This window comes from Mycobacterium sp. UM_11 (assembly GCF_001414075.1).
Taxonomy (GTDB): Bacteria; Actinomycetota; Actinomycetes; order Mycobacteriales; family Mycobacteriaceae; genus Mycobacterium.
In genome coordinates, this window is record NZ_LATC01000090.1 from 1 (window position 1) to 19,320 (window position 19,320).

General features: G+C 69.2%; 12 protein-coding genes. 2 read left to right on the top strand and 10 right to left on the bottom strand.

All coding sequences use genetic code 11. The annotated features are described in order from the left end of the window. The 5 genes from WU80_RS19315 to WU80_RS19335 form a co-directional block, all read right to left on the bottom strand. The coding region (locus tag WU80_RS19315) for a M20/M25/M40 family metallo-hydrolase (RefSeq protein WP_156371804.1) at nt 1–798 on the bottom strand (798 nt) is incomplete at its 3' end. An 82-nt stretch (nt 799–880) separates the two neighbouring features. Next, complete coding sequence (locus tag WU80_RS19320) at nt 881–1,273, bottom strand: holo-ACP synthase (protein ID WP_055405288.1); 393 nt, start codon at nt 1,271–1,273, stop codon at nt 881–883. 11 nt (nt 1,274–1,284) lie between these two features. Continuing rightward, complete coding sequence (locus WU80_RS19325) at nt 1,285–10,521, bottom strand: type I polyketide synthase (RefSeq protein ID WP_055405289.1); 9,237 nt, start codon at nt 10,519–10,521, stop codon at nt 1,285–1,287. 543 nt (nt 10,522–11,064) lie between these two features. Beyond that, complete coding sequence (locus WU80_RS19330) at nt 11,065–11,787, bottom strand: DUF1906 domain-containing protein (protein WP_055405410.1); 723 nt, start codon at nt 11,785–11,787, stop codon at nt 11,065–11,067. 60 nt (nt 11,788–11,847) lie between these two features. Continuing rightward, nucleotides 11,848–12,741: a MerR family transcriptional regulator gene (locus tag WU80_RS19335; protein WP_055405411.1), complete on the bottom strand. Its 894-nt coding sequence runs from the start codon at nt 12,739–12,741 to the stop codon at nt 11,848–11,850. 40 nt (nt 12,742–12,781) lie between these two features. Between WU80_RS19335 and WU80_RS19340 the strand changes: the two genes are divergently transcribed. Next, entirely contained in the window at nt 12,782–13,921 is a 1,140-nt protein-coding gene (locus tag WU80_RS19340) for an aromatic ring-hydroxylating dioxygenase subunit alpha (protein ID WP_055405412.1), read from the top strand. A gap of 59 nt (nt 13,922–13,980) precedes the next feature. On the opposite strand, the gene WU80_RS19345 is transcribed toward WU80_RS19340, so the two are convergent. Then, nucleotides 13,981–15,327 (bottom strand): lipocalin-like domain-containing protein, encoded by a 1,347-nt coding sequence (locus WU80_RS19345; protein WP_055405413.1) that lies wholly within the window; start codon nt 15,325–15,327, stop codon nt 13,981–13,983. Between the two features lie 93 nt (nt 15,328–15,420). Between WU80_RS19345 and WU80_RS19350 the strand changes: the two genes are divergently transcribed. After that, nucleotides 15,421–16,887 carry an aldehyde dehydrogenase gene (locus WU80_RS19350; RefSeq protein WP_055405414.1) on the top strand — a complete coding sequence of 489 codons (1,467 nt, stop codon included), beginning with the start codon at nt 15,421–15,423 and terminating at the stop codon, nt 16,885–16,887. Here WU80_RS19350 and WU80_RS19355 read toward each other — a convergent pair. The 4 genes from WU80_RS19355 to WU80_RS19370 all read right to left on the bottom strand — a co-directional run. After that, on the bottom strand, nt 16,882–17,358 hold the full coding sequence (locus tag WU80_RS19355; protein ID WP_055405415.1) for a MaoC family dehydratase: 477 nt from the start codon (nt 17,356–17,358) through the stop codon (nt 16,882–16,884). The two genes, WU80_RS19350 and WU80_RS19355, sit on opposite strands and share 6 nt — an antisense overlap. Then, nucleotides 17,355–17,828 carry a MaoC family dehydratase N-terminal domain-containing protein gene (locus WU80_RS19360; RefSeq protein WP_197281335.1) on the bottom strand — a complete coding sequence of 158 codons (474 nt, stop codon included), beginning with the start codon at nt 17,826–17,828 and terminating at the stop codon, nt 17,355–17,357. The genes WU80_RS19355 and WU80_RS19360 overlap by 4 nt, the downstream gene beginning before the upstream one ends. A gap of 62 nt (nt 17,829–17,890) precedes the next feature. Beyond that, on the bottom strand, nt 17,891–18,316 hold the full coding sequence (locus WU80_RS19365; RefSeq protein ID WP_055405416.1) for a nuclear transport factor 2 family protein: 426 nt from the start codon (nt 18,314–18,316) through the stop codon (nt 17,891–17,893). A gap of 95 nt (nt 18,317–18,411) precedes the next feature. Beyond that, nucleotides 18,412–19,320 (bottom strand): AMP-binding protein (locus WU80_RS19370; protein ID WP_156371805.1); only part of this gene is annotated, 909 nt, incomplete at its 5' end.

Below are 19,320 nucleotides of genomic sequence, written 5' to 3' on the forward strand. Positions count from 1 at the left end.
TGTGTATAAGAGACAGGCGCGCACCCGCTCGGGTGGGTAATCCACCGGGGCAGCGGTGCTTTCGTGCAGGCCGGCCACCGCGACGTTGCCATCGTCGTCGTGCAGGCTGGCCAGCAGCCGCACCAGGACGCTCAAGGCGTCGGGCACCACGCCGCCCCAGATCCCCGAGTGCAGCCCGTGGTCGAGCGTGGCCACCTCGACCACGCAGTCGACCAGGCCGCGCAGCGAAACCGTCAGCGCCGGAACGTCGGAGCTCCAGTTGTCGGAGTCGGCGATGACGATCACGTCGGCGGCCAGCGCCTCGCGGTGGGCGGCCAGCAGCCGGCCCAACGACGGCGAGCCGGATTCCTCCTCGCCCTCGACGAAGACGGTCACGCCGACCGGGGGCTGGCCGCCGTGCGCCCGGAATGCGGCCAAATGCGTTGCGATGCCGGCCTTGTCGTCGGCGCTGCCGCGGCCGTAGAGCCGGCCGTCGCGTTCGGTGGGCTCGAACGGCGGCGACGCCCACTGGCCCGCGTCACCCTCGGGCTGGACGTCGTGATGAGCGTAGAGCAGCACGGTCGGCGCGCCCGGGGGTGCGGGATGGCGCGCGATGACCGCGGGCGCACCGCCCTCGCTGACGATCCGCACGTCACCAAAACCGGCCTGTGACAACAGCTCCGACACCGCCCGCGCGCTGCGGTGCACTTCGTCGCGGCGGGACGGGTCGGCCCACACGGATTCGATGCGCACCAGGTCTTCGAGGTCGCGGCGCACCGCCGGCAACACCTCGCGGACGCGCTCGACAAGATCGCTCATGCCCTCGAGGCTATCGTCCCGTAGACCGTCGAGCGTCACGCCAGCGTGACGCTGGACATCGAGCGTTACGCCAGCGTGACGTTCAGGGCGTCTCCAGGATCGCCACCGCGGCGGCGGTGTCCCCCTCGTGGGTCAGCGACACATGGATCGTCACGTCGGCCAGATGCTTGGCGATGTCGCCGCTCAGCCGCACCCGCGGCCGCCCCCACATGTCGGTGACCACCTCGATGTCGCGGTGGATGTCCTCGGGCAGCACGGGTCGCTGCGCGAACCGGGATCCCGACCAGGCCTTGATCACCGCCTCCTTCGCGGCCCAGCGGGCCGCCAGGTGACGCGCCGCGAACGAACTCTTGTCCGAGGCGTCGCGGCGCTCACCCGGCGTGAACGTCTCGGAGAAGACGGTTCCGGGCTGGTCGACCTGCTCGGCGAAATCAGGGATGGAGACGACATCGATCCCCACACCGACAATTCCCATGGCAGGCCAGGCTAACGGACGACCTCGTAGGCGTCGTCGTCGCCCAACCGGGACGCCGGGTTCAGCAGCATCGCCGCCTCCTGGCGCTTCTCCGGCACATCGTGGTTGAAGCGACGGTCCGCCGGCCGCTCGTACATCGGCGCACCGCCGGCGATGGCCGAGGCCAACCGCCGCTGACCGGCCAGCAGCCGCGCCTCGGCGCGCCGCTGGTAGTCCGCGCGCTGCTGCGGGTCCAGGGCGGCGATGAACGCCTGCGGATGCACCAGCGCCACCAGCCCGGACACGTGGCCGAACCCGAGGCTGGTCAGCATCCCGGCCTTGAGCGGGAACTTGTCCCCGAGCCGCAGCGTTTCGCGCACCCAGACGAAGTGCGCCGAGCCGGCCAGTTCGTCGTCGACGCAATCCAGGCTGCGGTTCGGCGGGATGACCCCGTCGCGCAGCATCTGGCACAGCCCCATCATCTGGAACACCGCCGCCCCGCCCTTGGCGTGGCCGGTGAGGCTCTTCTGCGACACCACGAACAGCGGCGCACCCTCGGAGCGGCCCAGCGAGTCGGCCAGCCGCTCGTGCAGCTCGGTCTCGTTGGGATCGTTGGCCAGGGTGGAGGTGTCGTGCTTGGAGATCACCGCGACGTCGTCGGCGCCGACGCCGAGCTTGGCCAGCGAGCGCGCCAACTGCGAGTCCTTGCCGCCGCGGCCGGCGCCCAGCGCGCCGAGCCCGGGGGCCGGGATCGACGTGTGCACCCCGTCGGCGAACGACTGCGCGTAGGCCACCACGGCCAGCACCGGCAGGCCCATCTTCAGCGCCAGGTCGCCGCGCGCCAGCAGGATGGTGCCGCCACCCTGCGCCTCGACGAAGCCGAGCCGGCGCCGGTCGTTGGGCCGGGAGAACTTCGCGTCGTCGATGCCCCGGCCCCGCATCATGGAGGTGTCGGCGGTGGCGGCCATGTCACCGAAGCCGATGATGGCCTCGAGCGTCAGGTCGTCGAACCCGCCGGCGACCACCAGCTCGGCCTTGCCGAGGCGGATCTTGTCGACGCCTTCCTCGACCGACACGGCCGCGGTGGCGCACGCGCCGACCGGGTGGATCATCGCGCCGTAGCTGCCCACGTAGCTCTGAATGACGTGCGCCGCAACGACGTTCGGCAGCACTTCCTGCAGGATGTCGTTCGGCTTGTTCCGGCCGAGCAGGTTGCCGTGATACATGGTCTGCATCGACGTCATGCCGCCCATGCCGGTGCCCTGGGTGCTGGCCACCAGGCCCGGGTGCACCCACCGCATCAGCTCGGCCGGGGTGAATCCCGACGACAGGAACGCGTCGACGGTCGCGACGATGTTCCACAGCGCCACCCGGTCGGTCGAGCTGGCCATGTCCTGGCTGATGCCGAACACCGTCGGGTCGAACCCGGTGGGGATCTGCGCGCCGACGACCCGCGACAGCTTGGTCTTGCGCGGCACCCGGATCTCGGTGCCGGCCTTGCGGATGACCTGCCAGTCACTGGAATCGGGCACCGGCCGGATCACCGTGTGCTCGGGATCGAACTCGACGAAGGCGCGGGCGTCGGCCTCCGAGGACACCACGAAGGCGAAGTCCTTTTCCAGGAACACCGACACCAGCAGTGGCGACGCGTGATCGGGGTCGATCGCGCCGTCGTCGACGAACTCGCGGATGCCCACCCGCTCGACCACGACGTCGTGGTAGCGCTCGACCAGCTCGGTCTCGTCGACCAGCTCACCGGATTCGGTGTCGTACCAACCGGGTTGGGGGTCGTCCTCCCAGCGGACCAGCCCGGTGGTCCAGGCCAGCTCCAGGACGCCGGCCGCCGACAGTTGGTTGTCGACCTCCATCTCGAACCGGGTGCGCGACGATCCGTACGGCCCGATCTCGGCGCCGCCGACGATGACCACCAGGTCGGCCGGGTCAACGTCGAGGTCGGCCCATTGCGGGGGCGGCGCCGGGTTGAAGCCGCGCGGCGGGGACGGCAACGCGGCGATGGTGCCCTCGGCGTCGACGCCGTCGGCGTCGTCATCCGAGGCGGAGCCGGCCCGCTCGCGTGCCTTGGCGGCCAGCTCGGCCATGTCGAGGTTGGCCTCGGCGAGGCCGCCGGTCAGGTCCGCCTTGATCGGCGCGCCCGCCGCCGCGACCTTGGACTCGACGTCGCAGAGGTCCAGCAGCATGGCCGCCATCTGCTCGGTGGAGTACGTGGTGACACCGGCCTCCTCGACCGCGGTGACGATGGCGTCGTTGTGGCCCATCAGCCCGGTGCCGCGGGTCCAGCCGATCAGCGCGTGCGCCAGGCTGACCCTTGCGGCCCAAGAGGATTCGGCGTGCCAACGGCTCACCAACGCGTCCAGCGCCGACTTGGCCTCGCCGTAGGCGCCGTCGCCGCCGAACATTCCGCGGTTGGGCGAGCCGGGCAGCACCACGTGCAGCCGCGACGCGATGTCACGTTCGGCGCCGATCTTGGACAGGCCGCCGATCAACCGCTGCACCGCCCACAGCAGGACCTTCATCTCCATCTCGGAGCGCGAGCCGGCCTCCGAGAGGTCGCCGGCGACGCGGGGCGCCGCGAACGGGAACAGCAGCGTGGGGGTCTGCGCGTCCTTGATGTGAATGGACTGCGGCCCAAGGCTTTCGGTCTGCTCGTTGCCGACCCATTCGACCAGCGCGTCGATGTCGGAGTAGGACGCCATGTTCGCGGCGACCACCCAAAGCGACGCCCCGTACCGGGCGTGGTCGCGGTACAGCCCGCGATAGAACGCCAGCCGCTCGTCGTCGAGCTTGGATGTCGTGGCGATGACGGTGGCTCCGCCGTCGAGCAGTCGCGCCACCACCGAGGCGGCGATCGAACCCTTCGACGCGCCGGTCACCACGGCGACCTCGTTGCTGTAGGGGCCGGGGTCCGGATTCTCGGCGCCGGCGGCGATGCGGCCGTACAGCGACGCGTGAATCTGGCGACCGGCGGCCAGCGCCTTGCCCTGCCACCAGGTGGCCTGGGTGGCGACGACATGGCCCGCGCCCTCGAACCTTTCGGACAGGCTCGTCCACCGGGCGTCGATGTCACCCTCGTCGGCCAGCCAGAGCTTGACCAGGTCCTCGCGGGCGCTGGCCCAGCGGTCGTCGAACACCACCGCCTTCTTGGCGTCGAAGGCGGGCGCCACCAGCCGCGGCCAGTCCGCGCCCAGTTCGGCGGTGACCAGGTCGATGAGCTCGGCGTCGGTGGCCGCCGGCATCGCGCTCACCGGGTCGTCGTGTCCCAGCTGGCCCAGGATGAGCCGGGCCGCCGAGGCGAGCACGCCGTCGCGACCGGTGATCTGGTCGGTGAACTCGCTCAACGCGGCCGCGTCGACGGTCGCACCGCCGCCGCCACCCGACGACGGCAGCGCCACCGCGATGCCGCGGCGCGCGGCGACGGCCGCGACGGCGGCGTCGATGACCTTGTCGACCGAGGCGGCGTCGGCCAGCGCGCCCTCGTGCAGGTGGCCCATGGCCCCGCCGCGGACGCTGGTGCCCTCGCGGGTGCCCAGCGCCACTTCGACCGTGACGTGCTTGGCCCAGCCGTCGCCGAGCTCCCACGTCTTCTTGACCCGTTCGGCGATCGCGGCGGGCCGCTTGCCCGAGGGCCCCAGCACCGTGCGCAGCTGGTCGTTGATCGCGTCGGAAAGCACTGGGCCGAAAGGCTTGTAGGTGCGCGCCAACTTGGTCACCTGCGACCGCAGGCCGGCCAGGTCGGCCTCGGCGGCGCCGTCGATGGCGCCCAGGTTCAGCTCCGAACCGAGGTCCACCAGCAACTGGTTGCGCCGCGACGAGGCGCCGTCGGTGATGGACTCGATGGAGTCCAACTCCTCGATCTGGTCGATGCGCATCTTCGCCGACAGCGCGATCAACGCCAGGGTGGCGTCGGCGGCGTCGAACCCGATGTCGTCGGGTCTCGGAGCACCGGACGGAGCTGCGGCGGGAGCCGCAGCGACGGCTGGGGCGACATTAGAAAGGGGCGCACCGTCCGCGGCGACAGCCGCGGAATCATCCGCAACCTCTTCCGGCTCGGGCTCGGGGTCGGTGTCGGTGGCGAACAGCACCGCGGCGTCACGCTCGGCGTTGAGCACTTCGACCGTGCTGTGGGCATATTCGGGGAGCTTGAGGGTGTTGGTGGCCAGTCCGGCGACGGTCGGCGCCGACTTCACGCCGATCTCGACGAAGCGCTCCACGCCCAGGCCGCCCGCGGCCTCCTCGGTGAACAGCAGGTCCTGGGTCTCGATCCAGCGGACCGGGCTGGCGAATTGCCACGCCAGCAATTCGATCAAGACGATGCGCGCCATCTCGTTTCGGCGCTCGGTGAGCCACGTGTCGTAGTCGGCAAGGATCGCATCGAGCGGCTCGGCGGGCACCAGGTCGCGGATCTCCTGAATGAAGTCGCGGTCCAGGGTGAACGGCCGTGGCACCAGGTTGGGGATGTAGCGGCCGATGATGACGTCGGGATCCTTGTCGCGCGGCATCACGCGCTCGAGCGAGCGGCGGAACTCCGCCACCCCGACGCGCAACACCCGCGAGTGGAACGGCACGTCGATGCCCGGCACCAGGATGAACGAGCGCTTGCCGCCGGTGAGTTCGCGGCGCCGCTCCACCTCGGCTTCCAGCTCCTCCAGGCCGCGGACCGTGCCGGCGATCGCGTACTGCGAACCGCGCAGGTTGAAGTTGACGATCTCCAGGAATTCACCGGTGCGCTCGGCGATTTCGGCGACGAACGCGGGCACCTCGTTGTCCGGCAGGTCGATCTGCGACGGCCGGATCGCGGCCAGCCGGTAGTTGGAGCGGCCCAGCTCGTCGCGCGGCACGATGTCGTGCATCTTCGAGCCGCGGTGAAACACCGTCTCCAGCAACGCTTCCAGCTCGTAGATGCCGGTGACGCAGGCCAAAGCGGTGTACTCGCCGACGGAATGACCGCAGGCGATCGCACCCTCGACGAAGGCGCCCTGCTCACGCATCTCGGCGACCTGCGCCGCCGCCACTGTCGCCATCGCGACCTGGGTGAACTGCGTCAGGTAGAGCACGCCCTCCGGGTGGTTGTAGTGCACGCCGCTGGCGATGATGCTGGTCGGGTTGTCGCGCACCACGTGCAGCACCGAGAAGCCCAGCGTGTCACGGGTGAACTTGTCCGCTTTGTCCCACACCTTGCGGGCCGCCTTGGACCGGGCGCGGACGTCCATGCCCATGCCCTTGTGCTGAATCCCCTGACCGGGGAAGGCGTACACCGTGTGCGGGGCGGCCAGGCGCGCCGTCGCCGACATCACCAGGTCGGACCCGATCCGGGCGGCGACCTCCAAAACCTCGGCGCCCTGGTCGATTCCGACGCGGTCGACGCGGAAGTCGACCTCGTCGCCGGGACGCACCATGCCCAGGAACCGCGCGGTCCAGCCGACCAGCCGGGCCGGGGGCCGGGCCTGCCCGTCGGTGGCGGTCACCGCGTGCTGCGCGGCGGCCGACAACCACATGCCGTGCACGATGGGCGATTCCAGGCCGGCCAGCAGCGCGGCCGCCCGGTCGGTGTGAATCGGGTTGTGGTCACCGGAGACCACCGCGAACGGCCGCATGTCGACCGGCGCGGTCAGCCGGACGTCGCGGCGGCGGCGCCGCGGGGTGTCGGTCGCGTTCTCCGACACCGCGCCACCGGCCCGCACCGGGTCGGTCAACTCGGCGGCGCCGGTGCGCCCCAGGATCGCGAACCGCTCGTCGAGGCTGGCGATGGTCGCGCCGTCGGCGCCGGCGATCGTCACCGCGACCCGCACGACGCGACCCATGTCGGTATCGACAGCCGGGAAAGCCGTTGCCCTGACGGCCAATTCGGCTGGCTCCTTGGGCAACACGCCGACCACATGGGCGGCGTGGTCGAGGTGCACGAGGCTCAGCAGGCCTTCCACGACCGGGACACCGGCGTCGGTGACGGCCGAGCCGATCGCCGAGAAGACCGCGGGCCAGCACAGGCCGACGAGCGCGTCGGGCACGGTGGTGAGGCCGGGCGCCAGCGGCTCGCCGAAGGTGGCCGTGACGCCGGTGTGGTCGGCGACCCGTTCGGGGTCCCAGTCCACCGTGACGGCGGCCGTGCCGTCGACGACCGCGGGCAGGAACTCCGGGCCGTCGACACCGGCGGCGATCGCCAGCACCGCGCGCATGGCGGTGGCTGCGTCTTCGGTGGACACCACCGGGGTGCCGCCATCAATGGTGTTGGCGGGCAAGGTGAATGGGATGTCGATCCAGGTACCCGACAGCGGAACGCTCAGCACCACACGGTCGCCGTCAACCTCAAGGCGGGCCCCGGTGAACGAGTGGGTGGCGCGCCGACTTTCGGGACCGTCGTGCACCAGCCAATCGCCGGGGTCGGCGATGCGGTGGACCGGGTTGGTGGCGGTGCGGCCGGCCCATTGCACGTCGGGGGCGTCGAGCACGACGGCCAGCGGCCCGGTCACGTCGGGACGGCCCCGCCGGCGCGACGCCACGTCCCGCGGTTGCCCGTCGGCCGACAGCACCTCGTCGATGGCGGCCTGCTCGAAACGGTCGAGCAGCTCGCCGACCGGCTCGTCCATCCGGGTGATGCCGGCCACGGCCGCGGTGCCCGGGATGATGCAGACCTGGTCGGCGTCGTAGCGGGCGTCGTGCGCCTGCCACAGCGAGTCGCTGCGCCACCAGCGCCGCACGTCCTTGTCGATGACCGGCACGAAGTTGACCGGTTTGCCCAGCGTCTTGCACAGCGTGACGAAGAACGGGACGTCGGCCGGGTGCAGCTGCACCGACTCGGCGTCCGGGTAGCGGGCCAACAGCGTGGCGATGGCCTGCTGCGGGCTCTCGAGCAGCGCGGGGTCGTCGAAGAGCGTCTCGATCGGGCCGAAATCCTGTGGGTGCAATCGCGCTTCGGCGCGTTGCAGCATCTGCTGGAAGCGGTCGCGCCAGGTGTCGGCCAGCCACGGGCTGCCGGGCGCGGCGGTGTCGGCGGTCGAGTTGCCCTCGCCGATGGCGAGCTCGACGTAGCGCTGCAACCACTGCAGGTAGGTCATGTCGGCGACGTCGCCGAAGTACGGCTTGGCCGTGTTGGCCATCGCCGCGATGATCTCGTCGCGGCGCGCGGCGACGGCCTCCGCGTCACCGGCGACCTCGTCGAGCAGCCGGCCGCACCGCGAGGCGCTGTTGTCGATCTCGTGAATGTCGGCACCCAGCTGGCTGCGGCTGGAAGCCATGCCGTTCACGGCTTTTCCGGCGCCGATCCACTGGTCGGTGCCCTGGGTCTCGACCAGCATGCGCTTGACCGACGGCGACGTGGTGGCCTCCTTCGTCGCCATCGCCGCGGTGCCGACGAGGATGCCGTCGATCGGCATCAGGGGGAAGCCGTACGCCTGCGCCCACCGCCCGGACAGGTACTCGGCGGCCCGCTCGGGCGTGCCGATGCCACCGCCCACGCAGACGGTGATGTTGGGCCGCGACCGCAGCTCGGAATACGTTGCCAGCAGCAGGTCGTCGAGGTCTTCCCAAGAGTGGTGCCCACCGGCGCGCCCACCCTCGATGTGCATGATCACCGGCTTGGTGGGCACCTCGGTCGCGATGCGGATGACCGAGCGGATCTGTTCGACGGTGCCGGGCTTGAACACGACGTGGCTGATGCCGACGTCGTTCAGCTCCTCGATCAGCTCGACGGCGTCCTCGAGGTCGGGGATGCCGGCGCTGATCACCAGGCCGTCGATCGCCGCCCCGGACTGACGGGCCTTCTGCACCAACCGCTTTCCGCCGACCTGCAGCTTCCACAGGTACGGGTCGAGGAACAGAGCGTTGAACTGATAGGTGCGGCCGGGCTCGAGCAGCGTGCCGAGTTCCTCGATGCGCGCGGCGAAGATCTCCTCGGTGACCTGCCCACCGCCGGCCAGCTCGGCCCAGTGCCCGGCGTTGGCCGCGGCGGCCACGATCTTGGCGTCGACGGTGGTCGGGGTCATGCCCGCGAGCAGGATCGGCGAGCGTCCGGTCAACCGGGTGAACTTCGTCGAGAGCTTGACCCTGCCGTCGGGCAGGCGAACGACGGTGGGCGCGTAGGTCGACCACGCGCGCGCCACCTCGGGAACGGCTCCGACGGTGAAGAGGTTGCGCTGGCCGCCACGGGTCGCGGCGGGCACGATGCCGACGCCCAGCCCGCGGATCACCGGCGCGGTCAGCCGGGTCAGGATGTCGCCGGGCCCCAGGTCGAGAATCCAGCGCGCGCCCGCGTCGTGCACGCGGGTGATCTCCTCGACCCAGTCGACGCGGCGGACCAGGATGGACTCGGTCAGCTCGCGGGCCAGCGCGACGTCCAGGCCGACCTTCTCGGCCCAGCCGCCGACGATGTCGATGCCGTCGGCCAACCGGGGCGTGTGGAAGCCGACCTCGACCTGCACCGGATCGAAGACCGGCGAGAAGACGTCGCCGCCGCGCAGCTTGTTCTTGCGGTCGGCCTCTTCCTTCTCCGCGATCTGCTGGCAATAGAGCTCGAACCGGGACAGCTGTTCGGGCGTGCCGGTGATGACGACCGAACGGCGGCCGTTGCGGATGGACAGCACGGGCGGCAGCACAGTCCGGACGTCCTGCGCGAACTCGTCGAGCAGCCGGCGAATGCGCTCCGGGTCGGCGTTGGTCACCGACACCATCGGCGGGCGGTCGCCCAGCACGGAGATCCCACGCCGGCGGGCCACCAGCGTGCCCGCCGCGCCGATCAGCTGCGCCATCGCGAGCAGCTCGGCGTCGCGGGCGCCCGCGGCCTTCAGCGCCTCGACGGCCAGGACGCCCTGCGAGTGCCCGGCGACGGCCACCGGCGGGGTCTCGTTGAGGTCCATGCCCTGGCGCGCCAGCGCGCGCACGGCCGCCATCTGGGTGAGCAGCACGCCGGGGATGGACACCGCGGCCGACGTCAGGTGCTTGGCCGACGGGACGGGGTCCTCGGCCGCCAGCGCGCGCACCCAGGCGAGCGGCTCGAAACCGATCGGGCGCACCACGACGAGCTCCTTGGCCACCGGCTCGAGCAGCAGCTCGACCTCACCGACCAGCGTTGCCAGGTCGGATTCGATGCCCGCCGACGACACCAGTTCTTCGAGGGTTTCCAGCCAGGCGCTGCCCTGGCCACCGAACGCGACGGCGTACGGCTCTCCGGCCGTCAGACGGTCGACCAGAGCATGGGCGGTGTGCGGTCCGTTCGGATCGCGCTCAGCGGACACCCGGCCGTGCTCGTGGATCGTCACGTCTGTATCTCCCTCAATGCCTCATGTACGTCTTACGTATCAGTGCGTTCAGCCGGTCCGAAGGGGACAGGAACTCTGGAGAGTCCGTCGATTCCGCATCGAATCGCGACCAAAAATCCGTCTGGCCGGTGTGTTGTCGGCGGGCCGCCGTATGGCTCGAGCGGCGCGGCGGACTGCATCGGCCCCACTAAGAGTGTCATAAGGATCGACCCTCGTTTCGCGTGCTGATCGGTTACTGGTGAGTTCTACGCGCGGGTAACCGTGTCGTGGGTAACACCGGGTTTAGGCCGCGGCGCGGGCGCGCCGAGCAAACCCGCTGCATGCAGGTGGTTACGGTCGAGTAGCTATAACTGCGCTGATCAAAGCAGTTTTGTTATGTAATCGTTATGTAAAAATTTCGAGCCGTCGAGCCGTGCGGAGGCCGCCTCAGTCGCGTCGTCGCGGCGGCGGCCGCTCCCGCCGTTTCCGGAAATGAGCGAACGAGTGTTTGCTGGGATCTCTAAGAGTTGCGGCCCGCCGGTGCCGGCGGAAGGGCCGGGGAGGCTAGGCCCACTGCCCGAATTGCGGCTGGAGGATCTCGTTGATGTCCACCCCGACCCCGCCGACGCTGCGTTTGTCGATTTCGACCTGATGCAGATGGGCCGCGGGATGGGCGAATCCCTTGGGCGAGCCCCAGTTGTGCTGCCAGAAGTAGGAGCCCAATCCGTCGTGCAGCGCCCAGTCGATCGTCTTGGAATTGGCGTACACACCTGTGCGCTGATGACCGATCACCGACTCCCAGGACCGCAGATACGGCGCGATCTGCTGTTTGTACTGGTCGTAAGAGGGGTCGTCGTCGATGGATGCGTAGATCGGCGCGGTGGCGGGCCCGCCCGCGGCGGCGTGGAGTTGCATTCCACGTTGCGCGTGCTGGATGCCGGCGTTGGCGCCGCCGAGCCAGTCGGCGGTGTTGCCCTTGCCGTACTGATAACAGGAGACGATCTTCAGCCCGCTGCTGTTGAGGTCGCGCGCCTCGTCGACCTGGATGGGCTTGCCCAGCATCCAGTTGCCGCCGGGTCGTCGGTCCGACACGTACCTGATCGCGCCCACGGCGCCGGCGGCGCGGATCTGGCTGGCCGGGATGACGCCGGCCGCGTAGTCGAGCAGGGTGCCGAGCGACGCCGCCGCGGGAGCCGGGCGCAACGAGGCGCCGGCGACGCCCAGGCCGACCAAGGCGGGCGTCGCCGCCGCCAATTTGAGCAGGTCACGCCGCGACACCCAGGACACAAGCGACAGGGTACGACAGAAATACCATCTGACACATTGACCACACAGGTCACATGTGCATCACAGTGCCGCATCGTCGGTTTGGAAACGCGGCGGCGCGGGCAGGACGATGACGCTGACGGCCTCCAGGCCGCGGCGAGACGTCTCGCGCGCGATCTCGTCCAGGAAATGAGCGGCCGCCGGGTTGATGGATCCCGCCCAGGCGCGGAAGCCCTGCACGATCACGGGGTCATGCTCCAACGACGGTTGCACGCTCCGAAGCACACCGACCACGTCGTCGGGCAGCGGGTCGGCCAGCTGCTTGGCGATCCAGCTGCGCGCGAGTTCCGTCGCGGCCGCCCGATCGTCACCCAACCCGATCACGTCGCCCGCGAGGGTGCGCAACCGGTCGAACAGCACCTCGCGTCCCGGGGTCTCGGCCAGTTGGGCCAGCAGGGTGCTGGCCGCCGGCGGCAGCACCATCTGGCCGAACAAGACCGGAACCGGCAACTCCCACTCGTCGAACAGGTCGGCGTACATGGCGGCGACGGGCGCGGCCAACGGCGCGCTGAGCCGCCCGATGACGCCGATGCTGTCGCGGTGCGTGGTCGCCAGCCGGCGCAGGATGTCCTCGCTGACGTCGGCGTCGGGGCAGTCGGTCGCGGCATCGATGGCCGCGATCAACTGGTCCAGCCGGTCGCGCTGGCGCATCAGCAACGTCCGGTGCTCGTCGAGGACACCCGCCAGCGTGGTGCGCCCGCCCTCGGTCAGGCGCTGGATGTCATTGATGCTGAGGCCGAGACTTCGCATCAGGTCGATGCGCAGCAGGTCGAGCACCTGCTCCACGGCGAAGACCCGGTAACCGTTGGACAGATGCTCGGCGCGCAGCAGGCCGACCTTCTCGTAGTGGCGGATGCGGCCGGACGCGATCCCGGTCAGGGCCGTGACGTCGCCGATCAGCAACTGCTCAGCCACTCCTTGACCTTACAACTGTGGCAAGGTCTGTACTGGTCAGATGGAACGCGACCAGCTGATCGACCTCACCCGCCGCGCCTTGAAACTGGCGCGCGACAAGACCACCGACCTCGCCGCGGCGCAGGCCCGGGTCGAGGCGTGGGCGTACACGTCGGCCGAACGCCACGAACGGGATCGGGCCATGGTGCTGGCCAGCCCGCAGTTGGTCGGCTACGTCTCGGAGCTGCCCGGCCCCGGCGCGTACTGCACCAAGACGGTGATGGGCCGCTCGATCCTGTTGACCCGGACGGCCGACGGGTCGGTCAAGGCGTTCGACAATGTCTGCCTGCATCGCCAGTCGCAGGTGGTGACCGGCTGCGGCACGGCGAAGCGGTTCACCTGCCCGTACCACGCGTGGACGTACGACAACACCGGGCGGCTGGTCGCGCTGCCGGGCCGCGAGGGCTTCCCGGAGATCACGGTGAAAGCCGAAGGGCTGACCGAGCTCCCGGCCGCCGAGTTCGCCGGATTCCTCTGGGTCGCATTGAATCCCGGGTCCGTCCTGGACGTGGCCGCACACCTCGGCCCCCTGGCCGACGAGCTGGATTCGTGGGGCATCGGACGCTGGTCGCCGCTGGGCGAAAAGGTGCTCGACTGCCCGATCAACTGGAAGCTTGCGGTCGACACCTTCTCGGAGAACTACCATTTCGCCACCGTGCACCAGCAGACCTTCGCCACCATCGCGCGCAGCAACTGCACGGTGTTCGACGCGTTCGGTCCGCACCATCGGTTGATCTTCCCGCTCAACACGATCCTGGGGCTCGACGAAGTGCCCGAGGAGCAATGGGATCCGTTCCAGAACATGGTCGTCATCTACGCGTTGTTCCCCAACATCGTGCTGTCGGTGACCATCGCCAACGGCGAGCTGTTTCGGATCTACCCCGGTGATCGCCCGGGGAGATCGATTACGGTGCATCAGAATTCGACGCCGCTGGACATTTCGGACGAATCGGTGGCCGCGGGCGCGCAGGCCGTCTTCGACTACGCCCACGCCACGGTGCGCGACGAGGACTACCGGCTGGTCGAAGGCCTGCAGGCCAACCTCGAGTCCGGTGCCCGGGATCACCTGCTGTTCGGCCGCAACGAACCGGGACTGCAGCATCGCCACAACGCCTGGGCCCAGGCGCTTCGCGACACTTAAACCACGCACACGACACGCCGCAACACACGTGCGTGGTTTCAGTCTCGCGGCCCGGTCCCTCAACCCTCGACGGACAGCGCCGTTACCAGATCGTCCAACAACGTTGTGAGCGTGTCGTTTTGGCCCGAACGCACCGTGGTCAACAAGCCGATCGCTTCGCTTCGGCGGCCCCGGGCCAGCAGCTGCACCAGCAGGCCGGCCGCCGTCTGCAGGTCCCGGTCGGCCGGCTCCATGTTCGCGACGGTGGTGGTCAGCACTTCGACCAGCTCCCAGTCCCGGTACAGGGCCAGGGAGCGCTCGTTGAACGCGAAGCCGGTCACGGGCTCGCCCCACAACGTTCCGCGGTACCGGTAGGGGCCCTCCATGTATTCGATGGGCAGGCCGTGGGCGGGCGCGGGCACCAGCGGCTCCCCGACGATGTCGAGTTGCATGGTGCGGCAGGTGATCCGGTGCCGGTCCGGCAGGTAGCGGGCGTCCGCATGTGGCCGCACCAACGGCTGCACCGCGTCCGGCCAGCGCACGTAGCTGCTGACCGTCACCTCGACGTCTTCGGCGCATTCGGGCGGCACGGCGGGATCGGGATGGCTGGTTGTCACGCCGGTAAACGGTTGCAGCGCATTGCCATTGGTGCGGTCGAACTGCCGCCAGATGCTCAGGTCCACGCCGTTGTCGAAGTTGATGGTGCGCCATTCGTGCGAGCGGGCCCTCGGGTCTCCCCCGGTTCCCCCGCCGCCGGCGTATTTCGGGAACCATTGCCGGTCGATGTGCCCGCTGCTGCCGGACACCTGCTGGACCAGGTCGCCCCAGCGCAGGGTGCCCGTCATCGCCATGCCGGTCTGGAAATACGAATAGGTTTCGGTCTGGCCGAAGCAGCAGATCTTCCCGTTGTAGGTCGACGCGCCCACCGGTGTCGGTGCGCGCGTTGGTGTTACGGCCAGGTCCAGCCGCATGGGCCGGCCCGACTGGTCCTCACCGACCAGGCTGACGCGGTAGGTGTAGGGCAGCAGCCCGCCATCGCCGTCGCGACAGGTGGTCCAGGAGGCGGTGCCGGCCCCGCTGGCGTAATGGATGTCGAGATAGCCGGGGGTCAACGCCAACTTGTGCTGCGCTCCGGGCTTGAGGTTGGCCGGCGGCATGTCGTAGTCCGTGTAGGTGCCGTAGTCACCGGAATCCAGATCGAACAGCGCCAGCGTATAGAAATCCGCGACCACGGTGCCGCCGGGCCGGTTCTTGTTGAAGATCGTCAGAAAGGCGAACGACCGGCCGGTCTCGGCGGCATCAAGCTGCCCGGCGATGAACCAGGTGTCCGACTCCTGATCCGGATGCTCGCCCTCGGCGGCGGGGAAATCCAGCTGGCTGTCGCCGGGCACCAACTGGAACGGGTAACTGCGCCAATCGCTGGTCATATCGGCCCTCGCTGCTTTTTTCGCTATGTTAGCGTCAATAGCGAATTCACGGTCACTGTGCCAGGTGCGCCCAACCCCTCGAGGAAGTGTCCGATGACAGCAGTTGTCGACCACCGGTCCTACAGCGAACTCTTCATCGGGGGGCAGTGGCGCAAGCCCGCCAACCCCCGGCAGCTCGCCGTCATCTCCCCGCACTCGGAGGAACCGATCGGCCACGTCCAGTTGGCCGGGCCCGCGGACGTGGACGCCGCGGTTGCCGCCGCGCGAGTGGCGTTCGACCGCGGTCCGTGGCCGCGGATGACGCACGCCGAGCGCATGGCCAAGGTCGAACAGCTCGCCGGGATCTACGCCGGACACATCGACGAGATGGCCGACCTGATCACCGACGAGATGGGCTCCCCGCGCAGTTTCAGCCGGCTGGGCCAAGCGGCGGCCGCCGCGACGCTCATCCATCTGGCGCTGGCCGCCGCGCGCGACTTTCCCTGGGAAGAGCGGCGCCAAGGCGTGCTGGGCGAGGTGCACCTGCGCCGGGCCCCGGTCGGCGTGGTCGGTGCGATCGTGCCGTGGAACGTGCCGCAGTTCCTGATCATGCCCAAACTCATCCCGGCGTTGATCGCCGGTTGCACGGTCATCATCAAGCCGGCACCCGAAACGCCCTTGGACGCTTTGTGGTTGGCGGAAATGATCGAGCAGCTCGACCTCCCCGACGGCGTCGTCTCGGTGCTGCCCGGCGGCCCCGAGATCGGGGAGGCGCTCGTGCGCCATTCGGGTGTGGACAAGATCGCGTTCACCGGTTCCAGCGCCGTCGGCCGTCGCATCGCCGCCCTGTGCGGCGAACAGCTCAAACGCGTCAGCCTGGAACTGGGCGGCAAGTCCGCGGCGATCATTCTCGACGACGCCGACATCGACAAGACCGTCGCCGGCCTGAAAACCGCCGGTCTGATGAACAACGGTCAGGCCTGCGTCGCGCAGACCCGCATCCTGGTCAGCGACCGGCGCCACGACGAGGTCGTCGACGCGCTGGCCGAGATGATGTCGGGCCTGAACGTCGGCGATCCGGCCGACGACGCCACCGACATCGGACCCCTTGTCGCGCAACGGCAACAGCGTCGCGTGCAGGACTACATCAAGTCCGGCCAGGCCGACGGCGCCCGCATCGTGCTCGGCGGCCAGGACAGTCCGTCGGCCCGGGGCTGGTATGTGCGGCCGACGCTGTTCACCGACGCCACGAACGACATGCGCATCGCCCGGGAGGAGATCTTCGGGCCGGTCTTGACCGTGCTGCGCTACCGCGACGAGGACGACGCGATCCGGATCGCCAATGAAAGCGATTACGGCCTGGCCGGTTCGGTGTGGACCTCCGACATCGCGCACGGCCTTCAGATCGCCGCGGGTGTGCGCACCGGCACCTACGGCATCAACATGTACACGCTGGACATCGGCGCCCCGTTCGGCGGCTTCAAGCAGTCCGGGATCGGTCGCGAGTTCGGCCCCGAGGGCCTCGACGAGTATGTCGAGCTTCAGACCCTGGTGTGCAAAGGGCAGTTGCCGCCCTTATAGAACCTGCGGCCACCTCGTCATCGCCCGGGGCCCATGCGGCATCTGCAGGGTGAGTTCGACCGGGCAGCACAGCGCGCCGTGCTGATTGGTCACTTGGATCTCGAGGTCGACGAGGCGGCGCGGCGGGTCCACAGAGGTGTCCAGCCGCTTGGCCACCGCTCGTCCCCGGCCGATCATGGTGTCGCCGGCGTACACCGAGCCCATCAACCGCAACGAGCGCCGCACCACGCGGCTGCTCGGGCCCGCCCAATCGGTCGCGACGCGGTCGGCGAAGCCGGCGAGGTGCATCGTGTTGACGTAGATCGTCGGATTGCCTTGCCGCCGAGCGTATTCGGGATCGAAGTGGCCCGGGAAGTAATCCCACGTCGCTCCGGCATTCTCGACCACCCGCTGGTAGCCGATGTGGTCGACCACCTCGGGCAGGTCGACCGGAACGGTGATTTCGTCGAAGCTGAGGTCGTCTGCGGTCACGATGCCGCCCCCGGCGTGAACCGGAACAACGTGTTGCGGCAGGTGGCGACCACCGCCCCGTCCTGGCGGCGGTACGTCTCCAGCGTTTCGACGAAATGGCCGACGCCCAGCCGCGTCCGCTTCTCCGGTGACACCGACACCAGTTCCTCGACCACGGTGAGCACGTCGCCTTCGATGATGGGCTCTCCGAACTCAACGTCGTTGGCGGCGTTGATGAATGTGGTGCCCGGCAGCGGCACCCGCAACACCAGCGATGCCACCGGCGGCCGGCCTCGCGGCTCCCAGGGCGGCGGGATCAGCCAGCCCATCAGCAAGGCCGGCGGCGCCAGCAGGCCCCCCCATTTGCCGCAGGCGAACTCGGCGTCCCAGTAGGAGCGATTACCGTCGTGGACCATCGCGGCGAACAACTGGATGCGCGCCCCGCTGACCGCCGTGGCCGCGGTGCGCGGCTCGCTGGTCGCGCCGACCATCCGCAGCGCGTCGTCATAGGTGCCGAAGGCCAGCTGGTAACTGAGGTCCGGGTCCACGCCGCTCACATAACGAGCGGGTGCCGACTGGGCACCGAATCCCATTGCAGCGAGCGGGAAGTGAAGTACCAGCCGCCCCGCTCGTAGATCAGCGTGTCCCGGAATATGCCGGTGGCGCGCAGCGTGGTGTCACCGTACATCGCGGCGAAAAGCACGGCGACACAATGCTGTGTCGCATTGACCCCGTCGACGCGGATCTCGTGGTCAACCGTGACCAGCCGCTGCCCGTCGCCACCGTCGAATGCCGCGCGCAGGTCGTCGAACGTGTCGCCGTCGCGGTGATAGGTGGCGCCCGAGTGGCGGAAGGTGGCGATCCAGCGCTCGCGATCCCCGTCGGAGTAGGCGCGGTTGTGTCGGGCGTTCAGGTTGACGATGGCAGCGCGACCCGTGGCGGCCTGCAGCATCTGCTGCTCCTGATAGGACATGGTCATTCTGGACTCCAGACTCTCCTGGGAAACGACTGCCAATGAGCGGACGGACGTAACATTAAAGTAACTCTCCGACGATTACGTAACATTAACGTAACTTACCGGCTAACGATATAGCCCTGAGCTTCACGATCCCACGCCTTTGCAGTCACCCCCCGCTCGCGCAACAAGTCCTTGCGTATCCGCCCGATGACATTCTTCGGGAGCTCGTCGACGGTCTCGACGAATCGCGGCACGCAAAAATAGGGCATCCGGGCCGCGCAGAAATCGAGCAGCTCGGTGTAATCGACTGTCGCCCCGGGCCGCAACGTCACGACCACCAGGATGTCGTCTTCGCCCAAGTCGCTGGGCACCCCGACCGCGGCGGCTTCGGCCACGGCGGGATGACTCATCACGACGGTTTCCACCTCCACCGAGGAGACGTTCTCGCCACGGCGGCGCAGCGAGTCTTTTCTGCGGTCGACGTACGTCAGGTTGCCTTCCGCGTCGATCCGGCCCAGATCGCCGGTGCGAAACCATTCTTGGTGGGGAATCACCCGCAGGCCTTGGCCGACGTAGCCCTCGCTCATGACGTGGGGATGGCGCGGTCGGCACGCGATCTCCCCGAGTGCGCCGGCGGGCACCGGATCGCCGCCGTCGTCGAGGACGCGCACGTCGAAGTTCGGATTCGGCCGCCCCGATGTTCCGGGCGCCCCGTCGTCGGCGAGGGCCTTGACGGCGATCGGGAAGGCCTCGGTCATCCCGTACATCGTGACGACGCGGCAGCCGTAACGCTTTTCGATGTCGCGATAGGCCTCGGCGGTGATCGGTGCCGCGGAGATGAACCGCAACGGCAGCTGCCCGTCGCGCGGATCCGGGGGTAGGTTCCGCAGCATGGCCACCATCGCGCCGGCGCCGGCGAAGCCGACCGCGCCGCGGGCGCGGATGTCGTCCCACACCTCGCCGGGGTGAAACGCCCGCGCCAGCGCCGTCGTCGCGCCCAGCAGCATCTGTCTCTTATACACATC